The 22817-nt window shown below is 68.7% G+C and carries 22 protein-coding genes; 16 read left to right on the forward strand and 6 right to left on the reverse strand.

From position 1 onward, the window contains the following. Positions 1-90: 90 nt before the first annotated feature. From ACFP1K_RS23960 to ACFP1K_RS23970, 3 genes are read left to right on the forward strand one after another with little or no spacing between them, the layout of a single operon-like run. Positions 91-729 (forward strand): HD domain-containing protein, encoded by a 639-nt coding sequence (locus ACFP1K_RS23960; protein WP_380757075.1) that lies wholly within the window; start codon positions 91-93, stop codon positions 727-729. Positions 730-733: 4 nt separating this feature from the next. Further along, entirely contained in the window at positions 734-1654 is a 921-nt protein-coding gene (locus ACFP1K_RS23965) for an NADP-dependent oxidoreductase (protein ID WP_380757077.1), read from the forward strand. 11 nt (positions 1655-1665) lie between these two features. Then, on the forward strand, positions 1666-2214 hold the full coding sequence (locus ACFP1K_RS23970) for a YciI family protein (protein ID WP_380757079.1): 549 nt from the start codon (positions 1666-1668) through the stop codon (positions 2212-2214). 101 nt (positions 2215-2315) lie between these two features. On the opposite strand, the gene ACFP1K_RS23975 is transcribed toward ACFP1K_RS23970, so the two are convergent. After that, complete coding sequence (locus tag ACFP1K_RS23975) at positions 2316-2783, reverse strand: MarR family winged helix-turn-helix transcriptional regulator (RefSeq protein ID WP_380757081.1); 468 nt, start codon at positions 2781-2783, stop codon at positions 2316-2318. A 242-nt stretch (positions 2784-3025) separates the two neighbouring features. On the opposite strand from ACFP1K_RS23975, the gene ACFP1K_RS23980 reads away from it, so the two are divergent. Continuing rightward, positions 3026-4411: an extracellular catalytic domain type 1 short-chain-length polyhydroxyalkanoate depolymerase gene (locus tag ACFP1K_RS23980; RefSeq protein WP_380757083.1), complete on the forward strand. Its 1386-nt coding sequence runs from the start codon at positions 3026-3028 to the stop codon at positions 4409-4411. Positions 4412-4830: 419 nt separating this feature from the next. Continuing rightward, positions 4831-6078: a poly(ethylene terephthalate) hydrolase family protein gene (locus ACFP1K_RS23985; RefSeq protein WP_380757085.1), complete on the forward strand. Its 1248-nt coding sequence runs from the start codon at positions 4831-4833 to the stop codon at positions 6076-6078. Positions 6079-6084: 6 nt separating this feature from the next. Here ACFP1K_RS23985 and ACFP1K_RS23990 read toward each other — a convergent pair whose 3' ends face one another. After that, positions 6085-6492 (reverse strand): winged helix-turn-helix transcriptional regulator, encoded by a 408-nt coding sequence (locus ACFP1K_RS23990; protein WP_380757087.1) that lies wholly within the window; start codon positions 6490-6492, stop codon positions 6085-6087. A gap of 110 nt (positions 6493-6602) precedes the next feature. Here ACFP1K_RS23990 and ACFP1K_RS23995 point away from each other — a divergent pair, with 110 nt between their 5' ends. Beyond that, entirely contained in the window at positions 6603-7415 is an 813-nt protein-coding gene (locus ACFP1K_RS23995) for an SDR family NAD(P)-dependent oxidoreductase (RefSeq protein WP_380757089.1), read from the forward strand. A gap of 16 nt (positions 7416-7431) precedes the next feature. Here the strand turns inward: ACFP1K_RS23995 and ACFP1K_RS24000 are convergent, their stop codons facing one another. Beyond that, positions 7432-8493, reverse strand: a complete 1062-nt coding sequence (locus tag ACFP1K_RS24000; protein ID WP_380757091.1) for a hypothetical protein — start codon at positions 8491-8493, stop codon at positions 7432-7434. Positions 8494-8752: 259 nt separating this feature from the next. Here ACFP1K_RS24000 and ACFP1K_RS24005 point away from each other — a divergent pair, with 259 nt between their 5' ends. The 3 genes from ACFP1K_RS24005 (at position 8753) to ACFP1K_RS24015 (ending at position 11684) form a co-directional block, all read left to right on the forward strand. Further along, positions 8753-10039, forward strand: coding sequence for a sensor histidine kinase (locus ACFP1K_RS24005; protein ID WP_380757093.1), 1287 nt, complete (start codon positions 8753-8755; stop codon positions 10037-10039). After that, positions 10036-10758: a response regulator gene (locus ACFP1K_RS24010; protein ID WP_380757095.1), complete on the forward strand. Its 723-nt coding sequence runs from the start codon at positions 10036-10038 to the stop codon at positions 10756-10758. Before ACFP1K_RS24005 ends, ACFP1K_RS24010 begins: the two co-directional genes overlap by 4 nt. 101 nt (positions 10759-10859) lie before the next feature. Then, a complete protein-coding gene (locus ACFP1K_RS24015) occupies positions 10860-11684 on the forward strand; it encodes an aminoglycoside 3'-phosphotransferase (RefSeq protein WP_380757097.1) in 825 nt (274 codons plus the stop codon). Positions 11685-11745: 61 nt separating this feature from the next. On the opposite strand, the gene ACFP1K_RS24020 is transcribed toward ACFP1K_RS24015, so the two are convergent. Beyond that, entirely contained in the window at positions 11746-12774 is a 1029-nt protein-coding gene (locus ACFP1K_RS24020; protein WP_380757099.1) for a Glu/Leu/Phe/Val dehydrogenase dimerization domain-containing protein, read from the reverse strand. Positions 12775-12889: 115 nt separating this feature from the next. On the opposite strand from ACFP1K_RS24020, the gene ACFP1K_RS24025 reads away from it, so the two are divergent. From ACFP1K_RS24025 to ACFP1K_RS24045, 5 genes are all read left to right on the forward strand, one after another. Then, on the forward strand, positions 12890-13354 hold the full coding sequence (locus tag ACFP1K_RS24025) for an Lrp/AsnC family transcriptional regulator (protein WP_380757101.1): 465 nt from the start codon (positions 12890-12892) through the stop codon (positions 13352-13354). Between the two features lie 235 nt (positions 13355-13589). After that, positions 13590-15092, forward strand: coding sequence for a DUF3375 domain-containing protein (locus tag ACFP1K_RS24030; protein ID WP_380757103.1), 1503 nt, complete (start codon positions 13590-13592; stop codon positions 15090-15092). Further along, positions 15085-15756: a DUF4194 domain-containing protein gene (locus tag ACFP1K_RS24035; protein WP_380757105.1), complete on the forward strand. Its 672-nt coding sequence runs from the start codon at positions 15085-15087 to the stop codon at positions 15754-15756. Before ACFP1K_RS24030 ends, ACFP1K_RS24035 begins: the two co-directional genes overlap by 8 nt. Positions 15757-15758: 2 nt before the next feature. After that, entirely contained in the window at positions 15759-19097 is a 3339-nt protein-coding gene (locus tag ACFP1K_RS24040) for an ATP-binding protein (protein ID WP_380757117.1), read from the forward strand. Continuing rightward, entirely contained in the window at positions 19094-20326 is a 1233-nt protein-coding gene (locus ACFP1K_RS24045; protein WP_380757107.1) for a Wadjet anti-phage system protein JetD domain-containing protein, read from the forward strand. Before ACFP1K_RS24040 ends, ACFP1K_RS24045 begins: the two co-directional genes overlap by 4 nt. Before the next feature lie 154 nt (positions 20327-20480). Here ACFP1K_RS24045 and ACFP1K_RS24050 read toward each other — a convergent pair whose 3' ends face one another. Then, entirely contained in the window at positions 20481-20678 is a 198-nt protein-coding gene (locus ACFP1K_RS24050; RefSeq protein ID WP_380757109.1) for a hypothetical protein, read from the reverse strand. Between the two features lie 23 nt (positions 20679-20701). On the opposite strand from ACFP1K_RS24050, the gene ACFP1K_RS24055 reads away from it, so the two are divergent. Next, the gene (locus ACFP1K_RS24055) at positions 20702-21364 is read left to right on the forward strand and encodes a hypothetical protein (RefSeq protein ID WP_380757111.1); all 663 of its coding nucleotides are present in this window, start codon (positions 20702-20704) and stop codon (positions 21362-21364) included. A 100-nt stretch (positions 21365-21464) separates the two neighbouring features. Here ACFP1K_RS24055 and ACFP1K_RS24060 read toward each other — a convergent pair whose 3' ends face one another. After that, positions 21465-22244: a phosphotransferase enzyme family protein gene (locus ACFP1K_RS24060; protein ID WP_380757113.1), complete on the reverse strand. Its 780-nt coding sequence runs from the start codon at positions 22242-22244 to the stop codon at positions 21465-21467. 285 nt (positions 22245-22529) lie between these two features. Here ACFP1K_RS24060 and ACFP1K_RS24065 point away from each other — a divergent pair, with 285 nt between their 5' ends. Beyond that, entirely contained in the window at positions 22530-22763 is a 234-nt protein-coding gene (locus ACFP1K_RS24065; RefSeq protein WP_380757115.1) for a hypothetical protein, read from the forward strand. Positions 22764-22817: the final 54 nt, after the last annotated feature.

Genomic DNA, 22817 nt, shown 5'->3' on the forward strand with positions numbered 1-22817 from the left:
TGAGGGCGGCGGCGCACGCCGACCCGTGGGCAGCATGGAAGTCGGGCACGCGGTCCGCGGCAGGCACACTTTTCCAGGAGGTCAGAGGCCATGCCAGAGGTCATCGCGGGGTTGGAGATCCCTGAGACGGCGGCGGTCGCCGAAGCGACCAGGCTCATCCGGGAGACCACCAGTCCCCTCATCTACCACCACTCCCGGCGGGTCTTCCTCTTCGGCCTGATTCACGCGCACCAGCTCGGGGCGAAGCCGGACGCGGAGCTGCTCTACCTGGCGGCCATGTTCCACGACACCGGCCTCCTGACTCCCTTTTCCGACGTCGAGCAGCGCTTCGAACTCGACGGCGCCGACCACGCGCGCAAGTTCCTCCTGGACCGGGGTTTCTCGCAGGCCGCCGCCGAGACCGTCTGGACGGCGATCGCGTTGCACACCACGCCGGGCATCCCCGGCCGTATGGCCCCGGAGATCGCCACCACACACCTCGGCGTCCTGACCGACGTGCTCGGCTACGGGCTGGAGGACCTGGAACACGACCAGCTTGGGGAAATCCTCGCCGTCCACCCGCGAGGGGACTTCAAGAACGAGTTCCTGCGCGCCTACGTCGACGGTCTCAAGAACCGCCCCGACACCACGATCGGCACGGTGAACTCCGACGTACTCGAGCACTTCGTCCCCGGCTTCCGGCGCTCGACGACGGTCGAGCGCATCGTCGGCTCCCCCTGGGCGAGCTGACCGGATGCGAGCGATCACCGTGCGAGACCGTGACGCCGGTGTCGGCGGCCTCACCCTGACCGACATGCCCTACCCCCACGCCGCGGAGAACGACGTCATCGTGCGCGTGCACGCCGCGGGCTTCACCCCCGGAGAGCTCGACTGGCCGGGAACCTGGTCCGATCGCGCCGGCCGCGACCGGACACCCAGCATCCCCGGGCACGAACTGTCCGGCGTCGTGGTCGAGCTCGGCTACGGAACCACCGGCCTCACCGTGGGCCAGCGGGTCTTCGGGCTGACCGACTGGACCCGCAATGGATCCCTGGCCGAATACGCCGCGGTGGAGGCTCGCAACCTCGCCCCCCTCGCGGCCGACGTCGACCACACAGTGGCCGCCGCGCTGCCGGTTTCCGGGCTGACCGCATGGCAGGGACTGTTCGACCACGCCCACCTCGCTACCGGCCAGACCGTCCTCGTTCACGGCGCCGCGGGCGGCGTCGGCTCGATCGCCGTCCAACTCGCGCGGGAGGCAGGCGCCCATGTGATCGGCACCGGCCGGGCAGACGACCGTGATGTCGTGCTCGGCCTCGGCGCGCAGACCTTCCTCGACCTGGACGCCGGCGATCTGCGGCACGCCGGCGAGGTGGACGTGGTGTTCGACGTCATCGGCGGCGACATCCTCGAGCGATCGACCGAACTGGTACGCCCAGGCGGCACCCTGGTCACCATCGCCACGCCACCCACGGTGCACCCCAAGGGCGGGCGGGCCGTCTTCTTCGTCGTCGAACCCGACCGCGCTCGCCTGGCCGACCTCGCCCACCGCCTCCGGGCCGGACGGCTCAAGCCCATCGTCGGCGCCGTACGACCACTTTCCGAAACGGCCTCCGCGTTCGCCCGCCACCACCGCACCCCCGGAAAAACGATCATCCAGGTCGCGGACGGATAAGTTCTCTCGGCATGGAGTTCTTCTGTTATCACCGCGATCGGCCTGACTCCGCGGCGCTGCGCGGCGAGTTGCTGGAGGAGCACTGGTCCTACATGGACCGGTACGCGGCGGAGATGATCGCCCGTGGCCCGACCTTCGACCGCGGCGACGACACGGCCACCGGCAGCGTGCACATCGTCGACCTGCCGGATCTCGCCGCCGCGCGCGCGTTCGTCTTCGACGAGCCCAACTACCAGGCCGGTGTGTACCGGGACGTGATGTTGCGCAGATGGCGCGACGTGCTGGGACGCACCATGTGGGATTTCCCCGGCGGCCGGGACGGCGGCAACTGCTATCTGGTGCTGGGCCTCGCCTCCGGCGAGGCCGCCGACCTCGTCCCGCCAGCCGGCCGGGACGAGCTGATCGCGTATGGGCCACTGCTGTCCGACGACGGCACCACCTGGCTGGGTACGGCCGCGCTGGTCCGGGCGCCGGACCCGGACGCGGCACGCGCCGTCCTGACCCTGGACCGGTACGCCGACATCGAGGTCCACGACTGGGCGTTCGGCGGTCGGCGGTAACGAGCACCTGACCGTCGCGAAGGTGGCGACCACCAAAGATCAGAGCGCCCCGCCGCCCGCCGACGCGATCATGTCCGCCCCCTGCCGGGCGGACCTGCGCGTCATCCGGCAGGGGTGTCCGGGTGCAGGGCCCACGCGCACATGGTGAGGTTCTCCACCAGCGTCTCTCGTGTCGTGTCGTCGAACTCCGCGAGCATGGTCTCCTCGATGCGGTCGAGCACACGATCGCAGTGGCGCAGGGCGGACACTCCTTCGCGGGTGAGGCGGACGCACAGCACCCGTCCGCCGTCCGGATGCGGGTCGCGGCGGATCAGTCCGCGTTGTTCCAGGTCGCGGACGACGAGGTTCATCGCCTGCGGGGTGACGAAGGCGATGCGGGCCAGCTCTGCCGACGAGACTCCGTCGCGCATGCGCAGCTCGCTGAGCGCCATGTACGCCGCCGTGGTCACCGCGTACCGGGTGAGCGCCTCGTCCAGAGGGGCGCGGATCCGACGCTCCAGGCGGTACACCAGGTAGCTCAGGCGCGGTGCGGGAGGCTGGTCGGTTCGGGGGGTAGGGCGAGGGGTCACCAGGAGACGATAACGCGCGGTCCCTCGGCTGAAAGTTTCGTGACCCCTATATCAAGCTACTTGATAACAAGTTGCTTGATATGCAGCGCATAGGTCGTTTTTTCGAGGTGTGAGCGCCATGACCGGTCCGGCGTTGCCTTGACCACCGGCCAAGGCCGCTTCTATACCGGCTGCTTACAGGCCTCGTGAGTCAGCGGCGCCGCGCGCAAGCAGAGAACCCGAAATCGAGCAAAGGAGAGCGGATGAAGCGAGTCATCGCAATGCTGGGCGGCGCCTGCGCCGTGCTGCTGTCCGCTGTCGCGGCCCTGGTGTTCACACACCCCGCCGCCGCGGCCACGCTGACCGAGGTCACCGGCTTCGGTGCCAACCCCGGCAACCTGCGCATGCACATCTACGTGCCCGACAACAGACCCACCAACCCCGCCATCGTGCTGGCCATGCACCCCTGCGGCGGCTCCGGGCCCGGCTTCTACTCCTCCAGCGAATTCGCCTCACAAGCCGACCGATACGGCTTCATCGTCATCTACCCATCGGCGTCGAAAAAGGGCAACTGCTTCGACAACTGGTCCGAGGCGTCGAAGGTGCGCGGCGGCCAGACCGACCCCGTATCACTCATGTCCATGATCACCTGGACCCAGCAAAACCGCGCCGGCGACCCCAACCGCGTCTACGCCACCGGCAGCTCCTCAGGCGCCATGATGACCAACGCCATGCTCGCCCTCTACCCCGAGGTGTTCAAGGCGGGGGCGGCGTTCATGGGCGTACCGTTCACCTGCTTCCCCAACGAGGCCGCCTACTCTCCCGGAGGCAACCCCGCCCCGTGCGTCAACATCAGCGCACAGCAGTGGGGCGACCGGGCACGCAACGCCAACCCCAGCTTCCGCGGACCCTGGCCGCGGATGCAGCTGTGGCACGGCACCAACGACAACGTGGTCGCCTACTCCGAACTGGAGGAGGAAATCAAGCAATGGACCAACGTCCACGGCCTGAGCCAGACCCCGACCTCCACCGACACCCCCCAAACCAACTGGAACCGCCGCCGCTACGCCGACACCACCGGAACGGTGCGGGTCGAGGCCTACAGCATCCAAGGCGCCGGCCACTCCCTCCCGTCGAGCGGCATGGCCGCCAACGCCGTGCAGTTCTTCGGCCTCACCACTAACCCCACCCCCACCATCACCCCGACCGTCACCCCGACCGTGACTCCGACGGTGACCCCGACCGTCACGCCGACCCCGACCCCGACCTCCGGCGCCTCCTTCCGGTTGCGCAACGAGGCCGCGGGCCGGTGCGTCGACTCGCCCAACAGCGCCAGCGCCAACGGCACCCAGCTGCAGATCTACGACTGCCACACCAACCCGAACCAGAGGTTCACCTACACCTCGGCGAGCCAGTTGCAGATCCTCGGCAAGTGCCTGGACTCCCCGACCAACGCCGGCTCGGGCACCAGGGTCCAGCTCTACGACTGCCACACCAACGCCAACCAGCGCTGGACCTTCAACTCCAACGGCACCGTCACCACACCGGCCAACAACCTCTGCCTCAACGTCACCGGCACCGGCAACACCTCCGGCGTCACCGTCGCCACCTGCAACGGATCCGCCAACCAGAGATGGACCCGGGCATAGCCCGAACCGGCCTCGTATCCGCGCCGGCCCAGGCGGCCGGCGCGGAACGTCCCGCACCCGCGATGCCCGGACCGGTTGACGATCCCGCAACGGAAATTTTCAGCACTCGCCTCGCGTCGTCAAGGTGTATTAATCCCGATATCCCAGATAAGCGTCCTCAATCCCTCGCGCTGCAGTCAGCGGCACCCGGCGCCTGTTGACAGCGGCTTTCTCCTCGTATTTGCTCTGCACGCCGTCTCAGTCATCCGAGGAGAGGGACTCGGAGGATGAAATGTGAGCGCTAACAATGCCTAGTTGGCCGGAAGTGCATGAGCGGAGGAACGCAAGTGCGACGACGTGTGAGTGAGTCACCGGCACCTGATGCCGTCGGCGGGCCGCGACCGCGGCCTGGCTCCCGAGGGTGGTCGACCAGACGGGTCATGGCCGTGGTGGTAGCCCTCCTCGGGCTGCTCGCGGTGATCGTCGTGACTCGACCGGCATCTGCCGCCGACAATCCCTACCAGCGGGGGCCCGACCCGACCTTGGCCAGCGTGGCCGCCAGCAGGGGGACCTTCGCCACCGCGCAGATGAGCGTGCCGGGGAACGGCTTCGGCAGTGGGGTGATCTACTACCCGACGGACACCAGCCAGACTTTCGGCGGGGTCGCGATCGTGCCCGGCTACTCCGCCCTGTTCTCCGCCGAAGAGGCCTGGATGGGTCACTGGCTGGCGTCCTTCGGTTTCGTCGTGATCGGAATCGAGACCGTCACCCGCACCGACAGCGCGGATGCCCGGGCCACTCAGCTCCTCGCCGCGCTCGACTACCTCACGCAGCGGAGTTCGGTCCGCGACCGGGTCGACCCCAACCGGTTGTCGGTGATCGGCCACTCCGCGGGAGGCGCCGGCGTTCTCACCGCGGTACTCCGGCGGCCCACACTGAAAGCCGCGATTGGACTCGCGCCTGGCTCCCCTGTGGGGAACTACAACATGTCCAGCGACCGGGTACCGACGATGTTCATCTCAGGACAGCGGGACACGACGGTCACGCAGGCCTATCTGAACGGGATATACACCACTATTCCCGCCTCGACACCGAGCGCCTGGGTGGAGATAACCGGTGTGGACCACCTGTTCGCGACACGGGCGAACACCACCGAGATGCGGGTGCTGATCCCCTGGCTGAAGATCTTCGTCGACAACGACACGCGGTACACCCAGTTCCTGTGCCCGCTGATGGATCCCTCCGGCATCTCCATGTACCGCAACAAGTGCCCGTACACGCCGTCGCCGAGTTCGTCGCCCAGCCCGTCACCCTCGCCGTCCACCACCCCGTCACCCTCGCCGTCCGTCAGCCCGTCACCTTCGCCGTCCAGCACCCCGTCGCCTCAGCCCACAGGCGCCTGCACCGCGAGCTACCGCACGGTGAACTCGTGGTCCGGCGGCTACCAGGGCGAGGTCACGGTGAAGGCAGGCAACTCGGCGGTCAACGGATGGGCCGTCAGATGGACGCTGAGCAGCGGTCAGTCGATCTCCCAAGTGTGGAACGGCACCCTGAGCGCCAGCGGTTCCGCGGTGACGGTGTCGAACGCCTCGTACAACGCCTCGCTCCCGGCCTCCGGCACGACCACGTTCGGCTTCCTCGCCAACGGTGCCCCGTCCACCCCGTCCCTGACCTGTACCAGCCCGTGACCGACATCACGGACTCGTGATCACCTGGTCCGCAGGATTCTCGCTGTGGTCATAGCGCTGCTGTGCCGCGATGACCTCGGGGGTGTGCGCCGAGATCCAGCGGACCAGTTGGGCGAACGGCCGGGACAGGCCTTCCCCCAACGCGGTCAGCTCATAGCTGACCTGCGGCGGGGTGGTCGGCTCCACGGTGCGCTCCACCAGTCCGTCGCGGACCAGGGTGCGCAGCTTGGCGGAGAGCATCTTCTCGCTGATGCCGTCGATGCGCCGGCGCAGCTCGAAGAAGCGCATCGGCCCAGGCGTCAACGCGGCCAGGATCAGCGGCACCCACCGTCCGGTGACGTGCTCCATCACTTCGCGTCCGGGGCAGTCGTTGTGAAATGTGTCACTGATCCACCGGGCGTCGCTGTGGTCCACCTGCTCACCTACCGCTGTGTCTACGGCCTACCTTGAGGTACGTACTTACAAAATGTAAGCCCAAAACCTAGCGTCTCCCACGTCTTCGTTCGACGAGTCAGGAGAGACGCATGAACAGCAAGCAGGTGGCGCTGGTCAGCGGCGCCGGCCGGGGGATCGGGGCCGCCACCGCGCGCGAGTTGGGCCGGCTCGGCTATCACGTGATCGTCAACTATCTGCGGGACGCCGAGTCCGCGGAGGCGGTGGCCGAGCAGATCGGTGCCGCGAAGGCGATCCAGGCCGACGTGACCGACGAGGCCCAGGTGACTGCGCTGGTGGACCGCGTGGTCGGCGAGCACGGGTGGATCGACGTGCTGGTGGGCAACGCCAACACCGCGGCGCCGCCGTTCGGCCCGCTGGAGCGTGTGCCGTGGGAGGCGTTCGCGGCCAAGGTGAGCGATGAGCTGGCCGGCGTCTACCACCTGACCCGGCGGGTGCTGCCGATCATGCGCCGGCGGCGGTCCGGCCGGATCGTCTACGTCTCCGCCACCGCGGCCGACCTGATCATCGGCAGCGCCGCCCACTCCACGGCCAAGGCCGCCGTGAACGCCTTCACCCAGCAGGTCGCCGGCGAGGCCATACGGTACGGCATCACCGTCAACGCCGTCGCTCCTGGCGGGGTCGGTACCGATGCCACCGCCGGGGTGTTCACCGACGTCATCCGGCGCCACTTCGGCGACCGGTCGGTGACCGGCACGATGCTGCGGCCGGAAGACCTGGCCCGCCCGATCGCCGCCCTCGTGGACGGCGCGTTCGCCACGGTCACCGGACAGGTGATCTCCGTCGATGGCGGATACCCGCTGCTGAGCCAGCTGCTGGACGGCCTGCCGTCCCAGTTCCCCACGGCTTCGCCGGCCTCGGATCAGGAGGTGCCGGTGCGGTGACGGACGATGTGTCCCGTCACGGCCGGGTCGTCGTGCTTCCCCGGAGGCGCCTTGCGGCGAGGGCGAGGATCGCGATGGCGATCAGTGTGTACACCGCGTTGCCGATGCGGGCGATGACTGGATCGGTCGTGCCGACGATGGGCGTAAGGAAGAAGCTCGACCACGCGTAGGTGACGACGGCCCCCGACGCGGCGGCGAAGACCTGTGGCGGTCCCCACGCTCGCCGGCGGCCGTACCACCAGAGCGCGGCCATGGCCACCGCCTCGGCCGGCAGGCAGACGGCGACGCTCACCCAGCCGTGCAGGTGATCAGCGCTCTGCCGGACGACGCTCGTCACCACCAGTGAGGCGGCGAAGACGAGTAGGAGCGACGGGACGGAGCCGGGCAGGCGAGAGGCCGTGGCGTTCGGCCGGACGGCGAAGGCCGCGACGACGAGCGCCACGGCGGTGACCGCGGTCGCGGTCATCTGCTGTACGGAGGGCTGGAACACCGGGACCCCGGGGGTCGTCCCCGCCGCGTAGAGTGCCCCGGCCCAGTAGAGCGCGACGGTGAGCAGGAACACGGCGGATGTGACGACCAGGCCGCGAGTGCGTAGCCACGGCACCCGTGCCCGGCTGGGGAACAGGGTCTCGGCGAGTGCGATCGGTGTGCAGATGCTCCAGATGACGTGCAGCGACAGCACATAGACCGTCCATTTCGCCCCCATGCCGAGGAAGGGGAGGGGCGATTCGTCGAGCAGGCGGTGCCCGGCGAAGTCCGGGTTGAACAGGGACATCGTGGCGAAGCCTTCTTCCAGCACGCCGTAGGCCCCGGCCAGTAACGCGATGGTGGGCCAGCCCCGGCCGGTGCGCCGCGCGAGCTCACGGATGAGCAGCGCCCCGGAGCCGTACAGCGGGACGAAGACCGCGACGATGCCCACGCTGGGCAACGCGACGTCGCCGAGCAGCAATTCCGCCACGAACGGTGCCAGTAGCGACAGGGAGACGATGGGTGCCCATCTCCGCCACCTCGGCTCCGGCCGGTCGCCGGCCGGTGCGGGGTGCGGGACGGAATCGGATAAGTGCGGCTTTTTCCGCATGCCGAGGTCCTTGTGCAGGGAGGTTTACGGCGATGAAGACGGCAGCTCAATCTGCGCGCGACCGCGACGGGACGCCACTGGCATCGGCCCGTTGACCTGCAGAATTGCCGTACGGACAATGAACAATCTATCGGTTGACAGTCCCGCGACCTCGACAACCGAGTTGTGTTGTATGTCGCCGATGTTGTTTTTCGACGGCCAGGCTTCCGGTCGCCACCATTGAGGTGACGGCAACTCCAGAGGGGGAAGGTGCGCGGTCATGACGTCACGATCGCCACTCGCCCACGACCGGAGCCCCGGGTGGGTGGGGCATGTCGTGATGTTCGTCATCGTCGCCGTCTACGCGTGCCTGCAGGTGCTGCTCTACGCCGGGGGGCAACGGACCTCCGGAGTGCTGGGGACGGCGGCCGAGCTGGTGTTCAACCTCGTCGTCGACGGGCTCCTGTTGTTCATGCCGAGCCGCCCGCGGACGGCCGGCGTTCTCGTCGTCCTCGGCGCGGCGCTCGCACAGGTCGCTGCTCTGGCCGCGCCCGGGCTGCTGACCTCCACCGACGCGCTCTACGCGGGCCCGGTGCTGCTGGCGACGCCCGTCGCGGTGTGGATCCTGGCCTACCTGCGGCCCATGCCCACGGCGTTCGCCTGCGTCGGCGCGCTGGCGCTGCTGAACGTCCAGCCGTGGGCACCGACCTGGGCCGGCCTGTACGTCGGTGCGGTCTACGTCGTGTTGCCCGCCGTGATCGCGATGTACGTGCGTGCGCGGGCACGACTGCTGCAGTCGCTGCGCGAGCGGGTCGAGATCGCCGAACGTGAAAGGCATCTCCTCAACGAGAGGGCCATCGCGGCCGAACGCCAGCACCTGGCGGCCGAGATGCACGACGTGGTCACCCATCACGTCACCGAGATCGTCCTGCACGCCGGAGCCCTGCGGACGTCCACCGAGGACGAGGCCGTCAAGGCCGCGGCACGGCGGATCGGGGATCTCGGCTCCCGGACCATGGTCGAGCTGCGGGATCTCATCGGCGTCATGCGGAGCGGCGAGCGCGCCACCCCCGCGCAGGAGACGTACGACCGGGACGGCCGTGGGCCGGCGCCACGGAGCACCGGCCATCGCGGCGGCGACCTGGCCGAGCTGACCGCCACCGCCGGGGCGTCGCTGCGCGTCGGCGGTGATCCCGGCACGGCGTCCCCCGTAATCTCCCGTGCCGTGTACCGGGTGGTCCAGGAGGCGCTGACCAACGTCCGCAAACACGCCCCCGGCGCCCGTGCGACCGTCGACCTGCGCTACCGCCCCGAGGCGGTGAGCGTCGAGATCCTCAACACCGCACCCACCGCACCCACCGATCCGTCGCTGGTGGCCAGCGGATCGCGGGCAGGGCTGACCGGCCTGCGACAGCGGGTCTCCCTGCTCGGCGGCACCCTGCGGAGCGGGTCCACCGAGCAGGGCGGGTATCTGGTCACGGCGAGCCTCCCGGCGTCCGTCCCGGCCGAGGACCACCGTGAACGACCGGCTCCTCCGGACCTTTCTCCGCCGCGAGCCCTCACATGAGCGAGGGGTCCCCGCGCGACCGCGACCGCCGTGACCCCTCGCGTGGCACCGGCTCGTCATCGGCGATCAGAGTCCTGCTCGTCGACGACGACCCGATGGTTCTCGGCCATCTGCGGACCATTCTGGGCTCGGCCACGGAGGTCGACATCGTCGGTGTGGCGTACGACGGCGCCGAGGCCGTCGAAGAGGTGTTGCGCACCCGCCCCGACGTGGTGCTGATGGACATCAGGATGCCCGGTGTCGACGGTGTCACCGCCACCAGGGAGATCAGCCGGCTGCCCGGACCACCCGCCGTCGTGGCACTGACCACCTTCGACTCGGACTCCCATGTGCTCGGCGCGCTGGAAGCGGGCGCGATCGGCTTCCTGGCGAAGACGACGCCCCCCGAAGACCTGCTCGGCCTGATCAAGGTGGCCGCGAGCGGGCACAGCGTGCTGTCGCCCGGCGCCGCGCGACGCCTGCTGGACCGGTCGGCCCGCGCGGCGGACGACCGGGACGCCGCGCGAAGCAGGATCGCCGTGCTGAACGACCGGGAACGCCACCTGCTGGGCCTGGTCGGGCGGGGTCTGACGAACCGGGAGATCGCCGCGGACCGCTTCCTCTCCGAGACGACGGTCAAGAGCTACGTCTCCAGGCTGCTGACCAAGCTCGGCCTGGCCAACCGGGCCAACGCGGTGCTGCTCGCGCACGAGGCCGGCCTGGTGGACGACCCGGCGTGAAGGACGGTGCGGCTTGGGACGTCCCTTGCGCCGGGGACGAGGGGAGATGAATCCGGGAACCATTCGTCGTGGCGCCGCTCCATCAGGAGGATCATGTCCCCATGAGCCGCCACCCTTTCATCTCCTTCATCTCCGAGATCCCCACCGGCCCCGTGACCATCCCCGCCGCCGTCACGGCGCTCGCCGGCGGCGACACCGTTACTCCGGTGTGGCGCAACGAGCTCGGCGGCCTGACGTTCCGCCTTGAGGACGGGCGGGACGGCACCAGGTATGCCAAATGGGTCGCCACCGGAACCCCGGAGATCGACCTTCTCGGCGAGGCCGAACGCCTGGCCTGGGCGCGGAAGTGGGTGACCGTCCCGCAGGTCATCGAGCACGGTACGGACGCCGACGGCGCGTGGCTGGTCACGGCGGCGGTCCCCGGCCTCCCGGCGGTGGACCCACGATGGATCTCCGACCCGGCGACCGCGGCGGCCGCGATCGGCCGAGGGCTGCGCCTGCTCCACGACGCCCTGCCCGTGGAGGAGTGCCCGTTCGACTGGAGCATCGATCGACGGCTCGCCCGTGCCGATGAGCGCATCGCCGACGGCGAGGGACCGGCCGGCTGGTTCCCCGAGCACCGGCATCTCGACCTCGCCGAGGCCCGCTCGCGCATCGGCGAACCTCCCGCGATCGACCGCCTCGTCGTCTGCCACGGAGACGCGTGCGTCCCCAACACCCTGCTGCACGACGACGGCACGTTCGCCGCGCACGTCGACCTAGGTTCACTCGGGGTGGCCGACCGGTGGGCCGATCTCGCGGTCGCCGCCTGGAGCACGGAGTGGAACTACGGTCCGGGATACGACGGCATCGTGTACGACGCCTACGGGATCGCCCAGGACCCGGAGCGCATCGCCTATTACCGCCTGCTCTGGGACATGGCCTGACAGGTCGCACTCTTGTGGCGTCGATGTCGGACCGTGAGGTGTCGTACACGCGTCTCGGACGTCATGCGGCACGGATACGGCGCTGCGCCATCTCGTGGCCTGCCTGAGCGGGAGTGACACCGAGATCGTCCGCGGTCCGCAGGAGTTCGGTGACGATGTCCTCGATGGTGTCGACCCGGGCCCGGGCATCGTCGGAGGTGAAATGGTGCAGTTCGGTGGTCACCGCGTTGATGACCCCACCGGCGCCGGCCACGTAGTCCGGGATCCACACGATCCCCCGCTGGTACAGCAGGTCGGCGACCTCGGCGGCGTGGAGCTGGTTGTTGGCGGGACCGACCACGGCACGGCAGCGCAGATCCCGTACCACCCGCGTGGTGAGCACGCCGCCGAGCGCGGCCGGGATCAGGATGTCGACGTCCGCGGAGATGATCTCCTCGGGGCCGGTCCAGGCGGCGCCGATCTCCTCGGCGGTCCTCGTCCTCGCCGCGTCGATGTCGGTGACGGTGAGTTCGACTCCCTCGGCGGCCAGCAGGCGGGCGAGGTGTTCCCCGACGTGGCCCAGGCCGATCAGGCCCATGCGCAGACCCTTGAGGCCGGCCTCGCCGTACAGTCGCCGGCTGACGGCACGCAGCGCGGCGAGCGTTCCCCGCGCGGTGTGCGGTGATGAGTCACCGCTTCCGCCCTGGTCCTCCGGTGTGCAGAACACATGGGGGGTGAACTCCCGGATCACCGCCATGTCGGCCGGGGAGGTTCCCACGTCCGGGCCGGCGGCGTACCTCCCGCCGATCGAGTCGATCACTTCGGCGACGTCGCGCAGGACGTCGCGGCGCCGGGCCGGGTCGAGGCGCGTGCCCTGGGGCATGGCCACGACGGTCTTCCCGCCGCCTCTGGCCAGGTCGGTGACCGCGAACTTGAGGGTCATCGCGGCCGACAGGCGAAGCGCGTCGGTGAGGCCGTCCCGCCAGCCGGGGTAGTGCCACAGCCGCACTCCGCCCGCCGCGGGGCCGAGCGCCGTGGAGTGGAGGGCGAGGATGACCGGCAGACCGGAGCGCGGTCCCCGCCGGATGAGTACCTGTTCGTGGTCGAGCACGGGATGTCCCTTCTGGTGGCGGTCCGGCCGACGATAATCGAATCCACCGGCCGATTGCCGCGCACCAAGGGCCCGTACCGAACGTTCGGCCGGAATTGCCAGTACTTTGGGGGCCGTGGACGAACTTGATTCGGAGATCGTACGGCTTCTCCAAACAGATGCGCGGCAGTCCAACCGGGAGCTCGCCCGGAAGCTCGGCGTGGCCCCCTCAACATGCCTGGAACGGGTCCGCACGCTGACCCGGCGAGGCGTCATCCGCGGTTACCACGCCGACATCGATCCGGCCGCGCTCAACCGCCGGGTCCAGGCGCTGGTCTCGGTCCAGATCCGCCCGCTCAGCCGTACCGTCATCGACACCTTCAAGGACTTCGCCGGCAGGCTTCCCGAGGTCCTCAGCGTCTTCGTGATCTCCGGCGGCGACGACTTCGTCCTCCACGTCGCCGTCCAGGACCTCGACAGCCTCCATTCCTTCCTCACCGACCGCCTCAGCAAGCGCCGGGAGATCACCGGCTTCCGCACCTCAATGATCTTCCAACAGGTAGGCAACACCGCCCCCACGCGCCTCCCCCCACCTTCGTGACGCAGCCTGCGCGTCAACCAGGGCGGCGACTTGCACAGCAAGTTTGAACACTGCTTCTCGGAGATCGCCGATCCACAAGCCTCGCCGACAACGATGATCTTGGGTTGGGCCCATGTGCATCCTCCTGCGAGCAGAACGGCACACCAGTAGGGGGAACGCCATCGCCGCAGGCACGAGTAGCGGTCACAGCCGCGGAAGCTGACTGTGTCGTACCGTCGCCGTACGCTACATGGCGATGGGTACACGAGGTGTAGAAGGCGCTTACCAGGGCGCGCTCCGGGCGTTCCAGAATCCGATGCTCGCCCTGCTCCACCAGACGCACGCGCCGTTCGTGGTGACGGTGCTGGCGATGGTCTTCACCGCAGAGCGGCCGAGGGTGACGGTGGCGGACTCGCACGCGGAGATCAACGACGCCCTTGACCAGTTGCGGGCCGCGGGCTACGGCGACGAGGACAACCAGCCGCTGCCCACGGGAAACGCACGGGATCTGTGCAGGCAGTGGGTGCAGGCCGGGTGGTTGGTACGGCAGGTGTCCGACGACGATGTCGAGGTGTACCGGCTGTCCGCGTACGGCGTCGGTGCGCTCGAGGTCGCTGGGCGGGTCGGCGGAGTGCGGACCAGTGTGTCGGAGTCCCGGGTCAGGACGCTGCTGGAGGCGATCGAGCGACTCGCGCAGGATGCCGATCCGGACGTGATGGCCCGGATATCGCGCCTCCACGACGAGATCCAGCATCGTCAGAAGGAGCTCACCCGGCTCGAACAGGGTGGCGTCGTCGAGACCGTCGAGGACGAGCAGCTGCTTGAGGCGGCCGAGAACGTGCTGCACCTGGCGCGGGAGCTGCCTGCGGACTTCGCTCGCGTGGCGGAGTCGATCAAAGCCATCCAGCGCGACGTCGTCGCGGAGTTGCGGCACGACGTGCGGCCGACCGGTGAGGTGCTCCGCGAGTACCTGACCCGCGGCCAGCGGATCCTGGACGCGACACCGGAAGGCCGTGCGTTCGCGGGGGCGTTGCGCCTGATCGGCGACCCGGCGCAGATCGATGACCTCTGGAGCCGGCTGCGCACGGTGCTGCGGCACCGGTTCACCGATCTGCTGCCGGAGCAGCAGCGGCGGGAGCTCACCGAGATCTCGCGCCGGATCGAGCAAGGCGTCAAGGAGGTGCTGACCGCGCAGCGGCAGGCATCCCATGTGATCACCACCCAGGTCCGCAACCACGATCCGATGCGGGATCGCCAGGTGGATGAACTCCTGAGGGACGTGATGTCCGGTCTCCACAAGTGGGTTCCCGACTCACGCCGCGGCGAGGCCGTCGAGCCACTCCGTCGCCTGCCGGTTGCCGACGTCGGGCACCTGCGGCAGCGGATGAGCGACCTGCGGCCACCACAGCCGCCCGCGCCGTTGCGGGAATGGGACGAGGCTGAGGACATGCCGGCCGCGGACACTCGGGCATGGGGTGGCCCCCGGTACGCCGAGTTGCGCGCGCACTTGGCGGCGTTCGCGGGCGACGCGGAGAGCGTGGACGTCATGGCCGCGTTCCGCGCGGCGGCCGAGGACATCCAGCGGCCGGTCGACCTGCTCGGCCTGCTGGAAATCGCCCATGACGCCGAGACGACCGAGACGGCCGAGGTCGCGATGGTCGACACGGTCCGGCCCGACCGGACCCGGCGACGATTCGCCGTCGGCGGCGTGGTGGCGGCGAACCCGGCGAGCGCGGACAGGAGCGGTGGCGATGAGTGAGCCGGACGGCCCCGACGACGACTGGTCGGCAGGCACGGAGGCCGGGTTCATCGACCCGATCTCGATGGAGGACGATCCGGCCGAGTTGTTCGCCGGCGACGCGGGCACCCTGGACGAGGACGTGCGGCGGGTGCTGGTCCAGTTGTTGCGGCGCAAGTTCCTGCTTGCCGAAAAGCACCCTGCGCAGTGGCGCACGTTGCTGGAAAACCAGCAAATCATCGAATCGCGGATGCACGACCTGTTCGTCCGGCTCATGGTCGACCACGACCGAGGCGTCGCCTACAAGCAGCAGGTGCGCTCGGTGGAGCTGGACGTGCCGATCCTGCTCAAGGACGACCCCTACAACCGGGCCGAGACCTTGGTGCTGGTGCACCTGCGGACCGTCTTCCAACGGGAACGCGGCACGGGCGAGGCGTCCGCAAGGGTGGACATCGAGGAGCTGGAGCAGACCGTGCTGACCTACTTCGATCCGAACGACCACAATTTGGCCCGCGGCCAACAAGAGGTCCGCACCGCGGTGCAGCGGCTGGTCACCGAAGGTCTGCTCACGGAGGAGTCCGCAGGCCGGTATCGGATCACCCCGATGGTGGAGGTCGTGCTGAGTACCGCAAAGCTCGCCGAACTGCAGCAGTGGTTGCGCGTACGGAACGAGGCCACGGCGTGAGCATGATCGACACGCTGTTCGGGTTGATCCCGGCGGCGTCCCGGGGCCAGCAGTGGGTGGCGCGGGACCTGCAACTGGTCAATTGGGGCGGCTACGACGGGTATCACCACCTACGACTCGCATCCAGCGCCACCCTGCTCAGCGGAGGCTCCGGATCCGGCAAGTCGACGCTGATGGATGCCTACATCGCGTTGCTCATGCCGCACACGACTCCCTTCAATGGGGCGTCCAACGGCGGAGTGGTCGGCAGGCCCCGGGGCAAGGACCAGCGCAACATCCTCTCCTACGCGCGCGGCAAGCTCGACGAGTCCCGGACCGGCGGCGAGACGAAGTCGCGGGTGCTGCGCGGGGACGGCCGCGACACCTGGTCGGCCATCGCGATGACGTGGGCCGACCACACCGGCGCCGAGTTCACCGCGCTCCGGGCCTGGTATGTCCCGTCGTCCGCCCGCAGCCTCGACGAGGTCGTGGCGGTGCGCGCCACCTGTGACCACTCATACCAACTGCGCACGCTGGAAGGCCCGGCGAACAAGAAGCTTGCCCGTACCGAGGTCGAGGCAACCGGCTTGACCTGCGCCGACACTGACCGTAATTTCACCGCGCGTCTCCACACCACGCTCGGTATCGGCGCCGCGGGCGACGGGCACAAGGCGGTCGCGCTTCTGGGCCGGATCCAGGCCGGTCAGCAGATCACCACCGTTGACGCTCTGTACAAGACAATGGTCCTTGAGGAGCCGTCCACACTGACCACCGCGGACGCGGTGGTACAGCAGTTCGACGAACTGTCCGGCACCCGGACCAGGATGATCACCGCCCGCCAGCAGGTGAAGGCCCTGACCCCGATCCGCGAACACCGGCACACCATCGACGAAGCAGTGGACCGGTTGCGCCTGATCGACGAGGCCGGATCGTTCACCGACTCGTCGTCCCCTGCTGCGTTGTGGCGTCATGAACGCCGGCTCGACCTGCTGCGCGCCGCCGAGAAGGACCTGGCTGAGCGGCACCGCCGAGCCAAGGAGGACCTGTCGGAGACCACCGCCCTGGTCAAAGCGACCGAAGTGCAGCGCGATGGGGTGGCTGACACGCTTCGTGCGTCCGGTGGTGATCGTCTGGACACCGCACTCCGGGAGATCCGCGGCGTGGAGCAGCGACTGGGCGATGTCGAACGCTCACGGGAGCGGCTGGACCGGGCGCTCGCCGCCATCGGCGCCGGCGTGTCGACCGGGGATGACTTCGTCGCACTGGTCGAGACGGCGCATCGGTCCCTGGCCGACACCGACGCCAGGAGGACCGCCCAGAACCACTTCGCCGAGGCGATGGCGGAAAAGAAGGAAGCCGACCGCGAGCTGGACACATTGCGCGCCGAGCACAAGGCGGTCAAGAACCGGCGGGGCAACATCCCGACTGAGCTGCACGCGGCTCGCACGGCGTTGGCCGAGGCCGCCGGGCTCAGCCCGGACGACTTGCCGTTCGTCGGCGAGCTGATCGAGGTGCGGACGGAGTTCGAGCCGTGGCGCGAGGCGTTCAACCTGGCGCTTGGCGGATTCGCCACGCGGATGCTGATCGACATCGGTCGGCTGAACTCGTTCCGCGAGGCGATCAACGCGGTGCCGACCGCCCGGCGTATCCAGTTCGAGGGCGTGCCTACCGGCCTGCGCGACGAGGTCGGGCTGGACGACAAGAAGCTCCCCGGCCGGCTCGACTACCGGCCGTCGCCGTTCACCCCCTGGCTCAAGAGCGAGTTCGCCCGTCGGTTCGACTTCGTCTGCGTCGAGACGCCCAGGCTGCTGGCGCAGTACCCCAAGGCACTCACGATCACCGGCCAGACGTCGGAAGGCGGTCGGGGCGCGCACGGCGGCCACGGCCGCGCCAACCTGCTCGGTTTCACCAACAGCAGGTTGCTCGCCGACCTGGAGAACCGGATCGGCCTTGCGCGGAAACGCCTTGACGATGCTGACGCCCGGGCGTCGAGGGCGGAGGAAGACCTCAACTCATTCGAATCCACCCGCACGACCTACCAGACCCTGACCGAGTTGTCCTGGGACCAGGTGGACGTCGAGTCCGTCAAGGCGGAACGGGCCCGCTGGAACCGCGTTGTCGACGAGGTCCGCGCAGGCAATCCGAGGATCGACCAGCTGCAGGGCCAATTGGACGAACTCAAGGAACAGGTCAGGGAACTGACCGAGCGCGTCGGCCGGCAGAAGGACAACGTGAAGATACTCGGTGAGTCCTGGGAGTCGACCGTCGACGAGGTGGACCGCGCCCAGCTGGAACTCGACACGGCCGTGAAGACAGGCGCCGATGTCAGTGAGGAACACCGGGCTTACCTGGAGGCGCTGTTCGACAGCGACCCGGACAGCACCACCCCGGCGGGGGCGCTCGCGGACTTCGACGCGGCGGTGAAACGGGCCACCGAGCGGCTCCGCGCCGACCGGCAGTCCGCGGCGGAGACGATCGGCAGGTCGAAGAAGGCGCTGCTCGACACGTTCTCGACGTTCGTCGAGCGTTGGCCGAACCCTAACCTCGGCATCGACGCGGACGCCTCATACCGCGACTTCGATCGCTTGCTCACCGACCTGGAGACCAGCGGGCTGCATGAACTGGAGATCGAGTGGCGGGACAGTCTGCTCAAACTGTCCGGCAACGACCTGACCGGCCTGGACAGCGAGCTCGCCGCCGCTGTCCGGGAGATCCGCGACCGGATCGACCCGGTCAACCGCATCCTCGCCGAACTGCCGTTCGCTGACGACAAGCACCGGCTGCGCATCGACCCGCAGGAGAGCCACTCCGCGGTGCGTGCCCGGTTCCGCAAGGAGCTGCGCGAAGTACGCGCCTTCATCGACCAGGCGGCAACGGACGACGACCGGGAACGCGCCTATCACCGGATGGCCAAGGTGATCGACCGCATCCGACGCACCGCACCCGATTTCGCCGACCTCGTCGACGTGCGCAACCATGTTCGGATCAGCGCCGAGAAACGCGATCTCGAGGGCGGACACGTCGCCGTGTACGACCACATCGGCGAGAAGTCCGGCGGCGAGTCGCAGGAGCTGGTCGCGTTCATCGTCGGGGCCGCATTGCGTTACCAGCTGGGCGACGCGGGTGCCGACCGCCCCCGCTACGCCCCCGTCTTCCTCGACGAGGCGCTGATCAAGGCGGACGCGCACTTCACCGGCCGGGCAATCGGCGCGTGGCGCGGCCTCGGTTTCCAGCTCGTCATCGGCGCCCCCAACGACAAGCACAGCGCGATCGAGCCGCATGTGGACGCGGAGTACCTGATTCTCAAGAACTCCCAGGGCCGATCCTGGGCGAAGCCCCTGGTCGGTGTTCCGGACGCATGAGCGCACTCGTCCCCCCGAAGGACGCCGTCGTGGCTGTCCGCCGCAAGATCGATCAGAAATGGGCGGAAGCCGTGTGCGCGGGCCTCGGTGTCGGCGACCAGGTCGTGTTTTCCATTCCGCTCCGCGCCGGCGTGTCGACGGGCAGGGCCGTCGAGCAGCTCGGGCACGCCGCCTGGCACGAGTGGCACATGCAGTGGCGCGAGTTCGCCGACCGGCTCCCCACCGGTGTGGAACTCGTCCGCAAGGTGGTGACCATCCGAGGAGTCGCCGGCGAATTCCCCGCCACGCTCATCGCGGACCTGGACGGCGCCGTCTCGCTCATAGCCGGCACCCGTACCGGTGCTGAACCTCTGACCGTGGACATCGACCGCGCCCGTACGCTCGCGTCGGCGCTGCGGTCCGTCGGCGCGATCCTCACCCCGGCCACGCTTCGGGCCGTCTGCCGTCTTCGGACCGCCGACGTGGAGGTACTGGTCAGTGCCGTGACCTGGCTACGCCGGCACCCCGACGCCGGCACCTGGACCCTGCGACAACTCCCGGTCCCCGGAATGCACACCAAGTGGCTTGACACCCACGGCGCATTGCTGCGCGACGTCGCCGGACGCGATGTACGAGAGGAAGTCCGGCCTCGGCTGACCGTCATGCACCTGACCTATGTCGACCCTGACCACGCTGCGTCGGGCCGCCGCAGGCACGACGCCTGGACCACCGGTGACGTGCACGACATCGCCTACCGGCCGCGCGTGGTCCTCGTGGTTGAGAACCGCGACTCTCGCCTCTGGTTCCCTCCGGTCAGGGACACGATCGTGGTCGAGGGCGGCGGCAAGGCCGCAGCCTCCCTGCTCGCGAACGTGCCTTGGATCCGTGCGGCGGACCACGTCGTCTACTGGGGCGACATCGACGCGGACGGGTACACGATCCTCGACCAGTTCCGCGCCGCACTAGCCGAGCCCACCCCGGACGGCGCACCGGCGAAGCCAGTCACCTCCATCCTCATGGACGCCACCGACCTGCACCACTACTCCGAGCACGGCGTCAACCACGACAAGGCAGGTCGCTCCCTAAAGCCGTCACCGGCGAGCCTCCCAAACCTCACCGAACCCGAGACCACCGCGTACAACACCATCGCAACCGCAGGCCCCACCCCGTTCCGCCGGATCGAACAGGAAGCCATCCCTCTCACCCACGCCGCAACCCGATTGCTACAGATCTTGAACTGCCAGGATTGATCGTTGAGCCTGTCCCAGGATCGGCACCTCTCTGCACCAGACGGCAGCGGACAGCGAGGTGCCGAATCTGGACGTTTCGAAGACGTGGCCGTTGTCGTGCGACGAGCTCCTTGCGGTCGGCTTGACCTCCCTGTACTCGTTGACCATGACGGTGTCATGGCCTGCGGACAGCCTGGAGCTGGAACATCTGGTCGGCGTGCTCGGTGAGGTCACCATGGAACCGGCGGCCGCGCTCTTCGACGAAGGCAATCCCCGACTGTTCCGTGCCGATTCCGCGTCGCGTGACCTGCGGCTCGGCGGTATCCAGGCGCTCCGCAGCATCGGAGAGACCTTCTACGAGGGCGTAAGGCACGAGGCCGGCGGTTTGAGCCCTTCGTGGCTCACGTTGAGCACGCCGGGAACTGCGCGCGCGCGGGGCGGGCGGTCTTCCTGCCGCGCGAGTTCATCGTTCACGACGAGACGGCCATGCGGTCGGAGGCCAGCCGGCACTTCGCGCCGTACGCGCCGTCCGTCCAAGACGCCGTGTTCGTGCCCGCGAACCAGGCTGCCCGGCTGCCCGGCGGGCTGGAACCGCTGACGTTGTCACGGCTCATGCTGCCGTACTTCGAGGGAGCGACCCCGGAGACGCTGATCAAGCTGCGAGAGAGCGAGAGCGAGGCATTCAGCCGTTTCGCGTACTGGATGCGGGCGAAACTGAAGGAGTTCGACGGGGCGCCGTCCGAGGCGGCGATCAGAGACATCGTCGCCGAACTGGACTACGGCGTCGCCGAGCTGGCGGTGGAGGCCAGGAAGCTGAGCCGGGGACGGCTGCTGAACGGGGTTCATGTCGGATTCTTCTCGATCAGCATCGCTGTGGTGGCCATGAACCCCGACCCGCTGACGCAGCAGATCGCCGGGATGGTCGGCTCAGTCACTCTGCTCGATCTCGTCCGCGAGATCGTCGCGAGTCGCGACGCCCGCGACGACCTGCGCAAGAGCGAGTTCTTCGTGCCCTACCTGATCAAGCGGCCCGACGGCCTGGGCCGGGTACGGCGGTGACGACGGGATGTGACACCTAGTCCACGGCATTTAGGGTGACCGCCGTGTCGTCGGCCTCCATGCGGGTGCTCGACACAGGGAGCCCGAGTGCGGGCGAAGGTCAGCCTGCGAGCAACGCCCGCACCCACTGGTCTTCGCGTAGCTCGATGTAATCGGCATCGCTTCGCCAGGCGTCGCCGTGGCCTTCGGCCCACAGCCTTGCCCAGGGCCGCATCCCCTGGGCCGCCTGGTCGCGCAGGAAGTCGTGCATGGAACGCGTCCGGCGTCCCAGCAACGGGACCAGCTCCCGACGCGCGGTTTCGTCGAGGCCGTAAGCGTCGACGAAGACTCGCAGTCGCTCCGCGGCGTCATGGCGTTGCCAGTCAGGATGTGCGGATAGCGGGATGAAACCGTGGACGGCGTACGCGAGGTCCCACAGGCGGGAGCCGGGGCCCGCCGCGTCCCAGTCGATGAAGGCCCACGGGGTGCCGTCACCGACCACAAGGTTCCACGGGGCCAGATCGTGATGGGCGATGATCTCACTGCTGTCCGGCGGGATCAGCGTTTGCCAGCGTGCATCGGGCGGTGCCGCGAAGTCCTGGACGGCATCGTGGAAGTCCCGGATCATCCGTGCGACGTGCGCCAGCCGGTGGGCAGGTTCCAGGAGCGAGAACCGATCGGGCCAGACCACCTGTCCTGGCAGGAAGGTCAGGATCTCCCGCCCTTGATCGTCGATACCGAGCGGGCGAGGCGCCGCGTCGAACCCCACCGAGTGCAGGTGAGCGAGCAAGGCATGAACCGCCGGAGTCCACGGCCCGGCAGGCCGGCGAACGGTATCTCCGACGCGAACGACACCCTCGCTGACGTTGCCGCCGGACAACGGCTCTTCATCGTGCTGCATCGACCCAGTGTCTCGGGTCCCCCCGCCACGATCACCACACTGAACAGCGGCATGACGGCCGTTGAACCCGCCGTGCGGGTGGGCGGTCGGCACGCAGTCCCCGCCCAGCGCCGGCGTGATCGCCTGATCGGCTGCCTACCCCTACGACTCCACCGAGGCCGGAGCACACCAAGGACTTCACCAAACCCGGGGCACCTCAGTACACCGTCCTCGCTGTCCAGTAGCGCTCGCCCCGACGACCGCGCTACAAGCCTCGACCTGGCGACCGCCAAATAGACTCGCGATATGTTCGAGTCGCCTGACTTCGATCTGGCTCCCTATGCCGGCTTCGACACAGCGGCGTACGTACGGCACACGTACAACAGCTGGGACGACGTCGGTTGGCGATCGCTGCTCGTGCAGGGCTTCACCCACGCGGCCGAGGCCGAAAACGTTCCGCTCCCCGCGGTATCCGACCTGCATCTCGTGCTCTGCGTGGTCACGTCCACGGACGTGGTGTATGAGTCGATCTTCGCGTGATCCTGTTCCTGCAGGTTAAGCGGTGAGTGTCTGCGGGAGCGGGTTGGGTGCTGG

It is taken from the genome of Sphaerisporangium aureirubrum, assembly GCF_042658925.1.
GTDB lineage: Bacteria > Actinomycetota > Actinomycetes > Streptosporangiales > Streptosporangiaceae > Sphaerisporangium > Sphaerisporangium aureirubrum.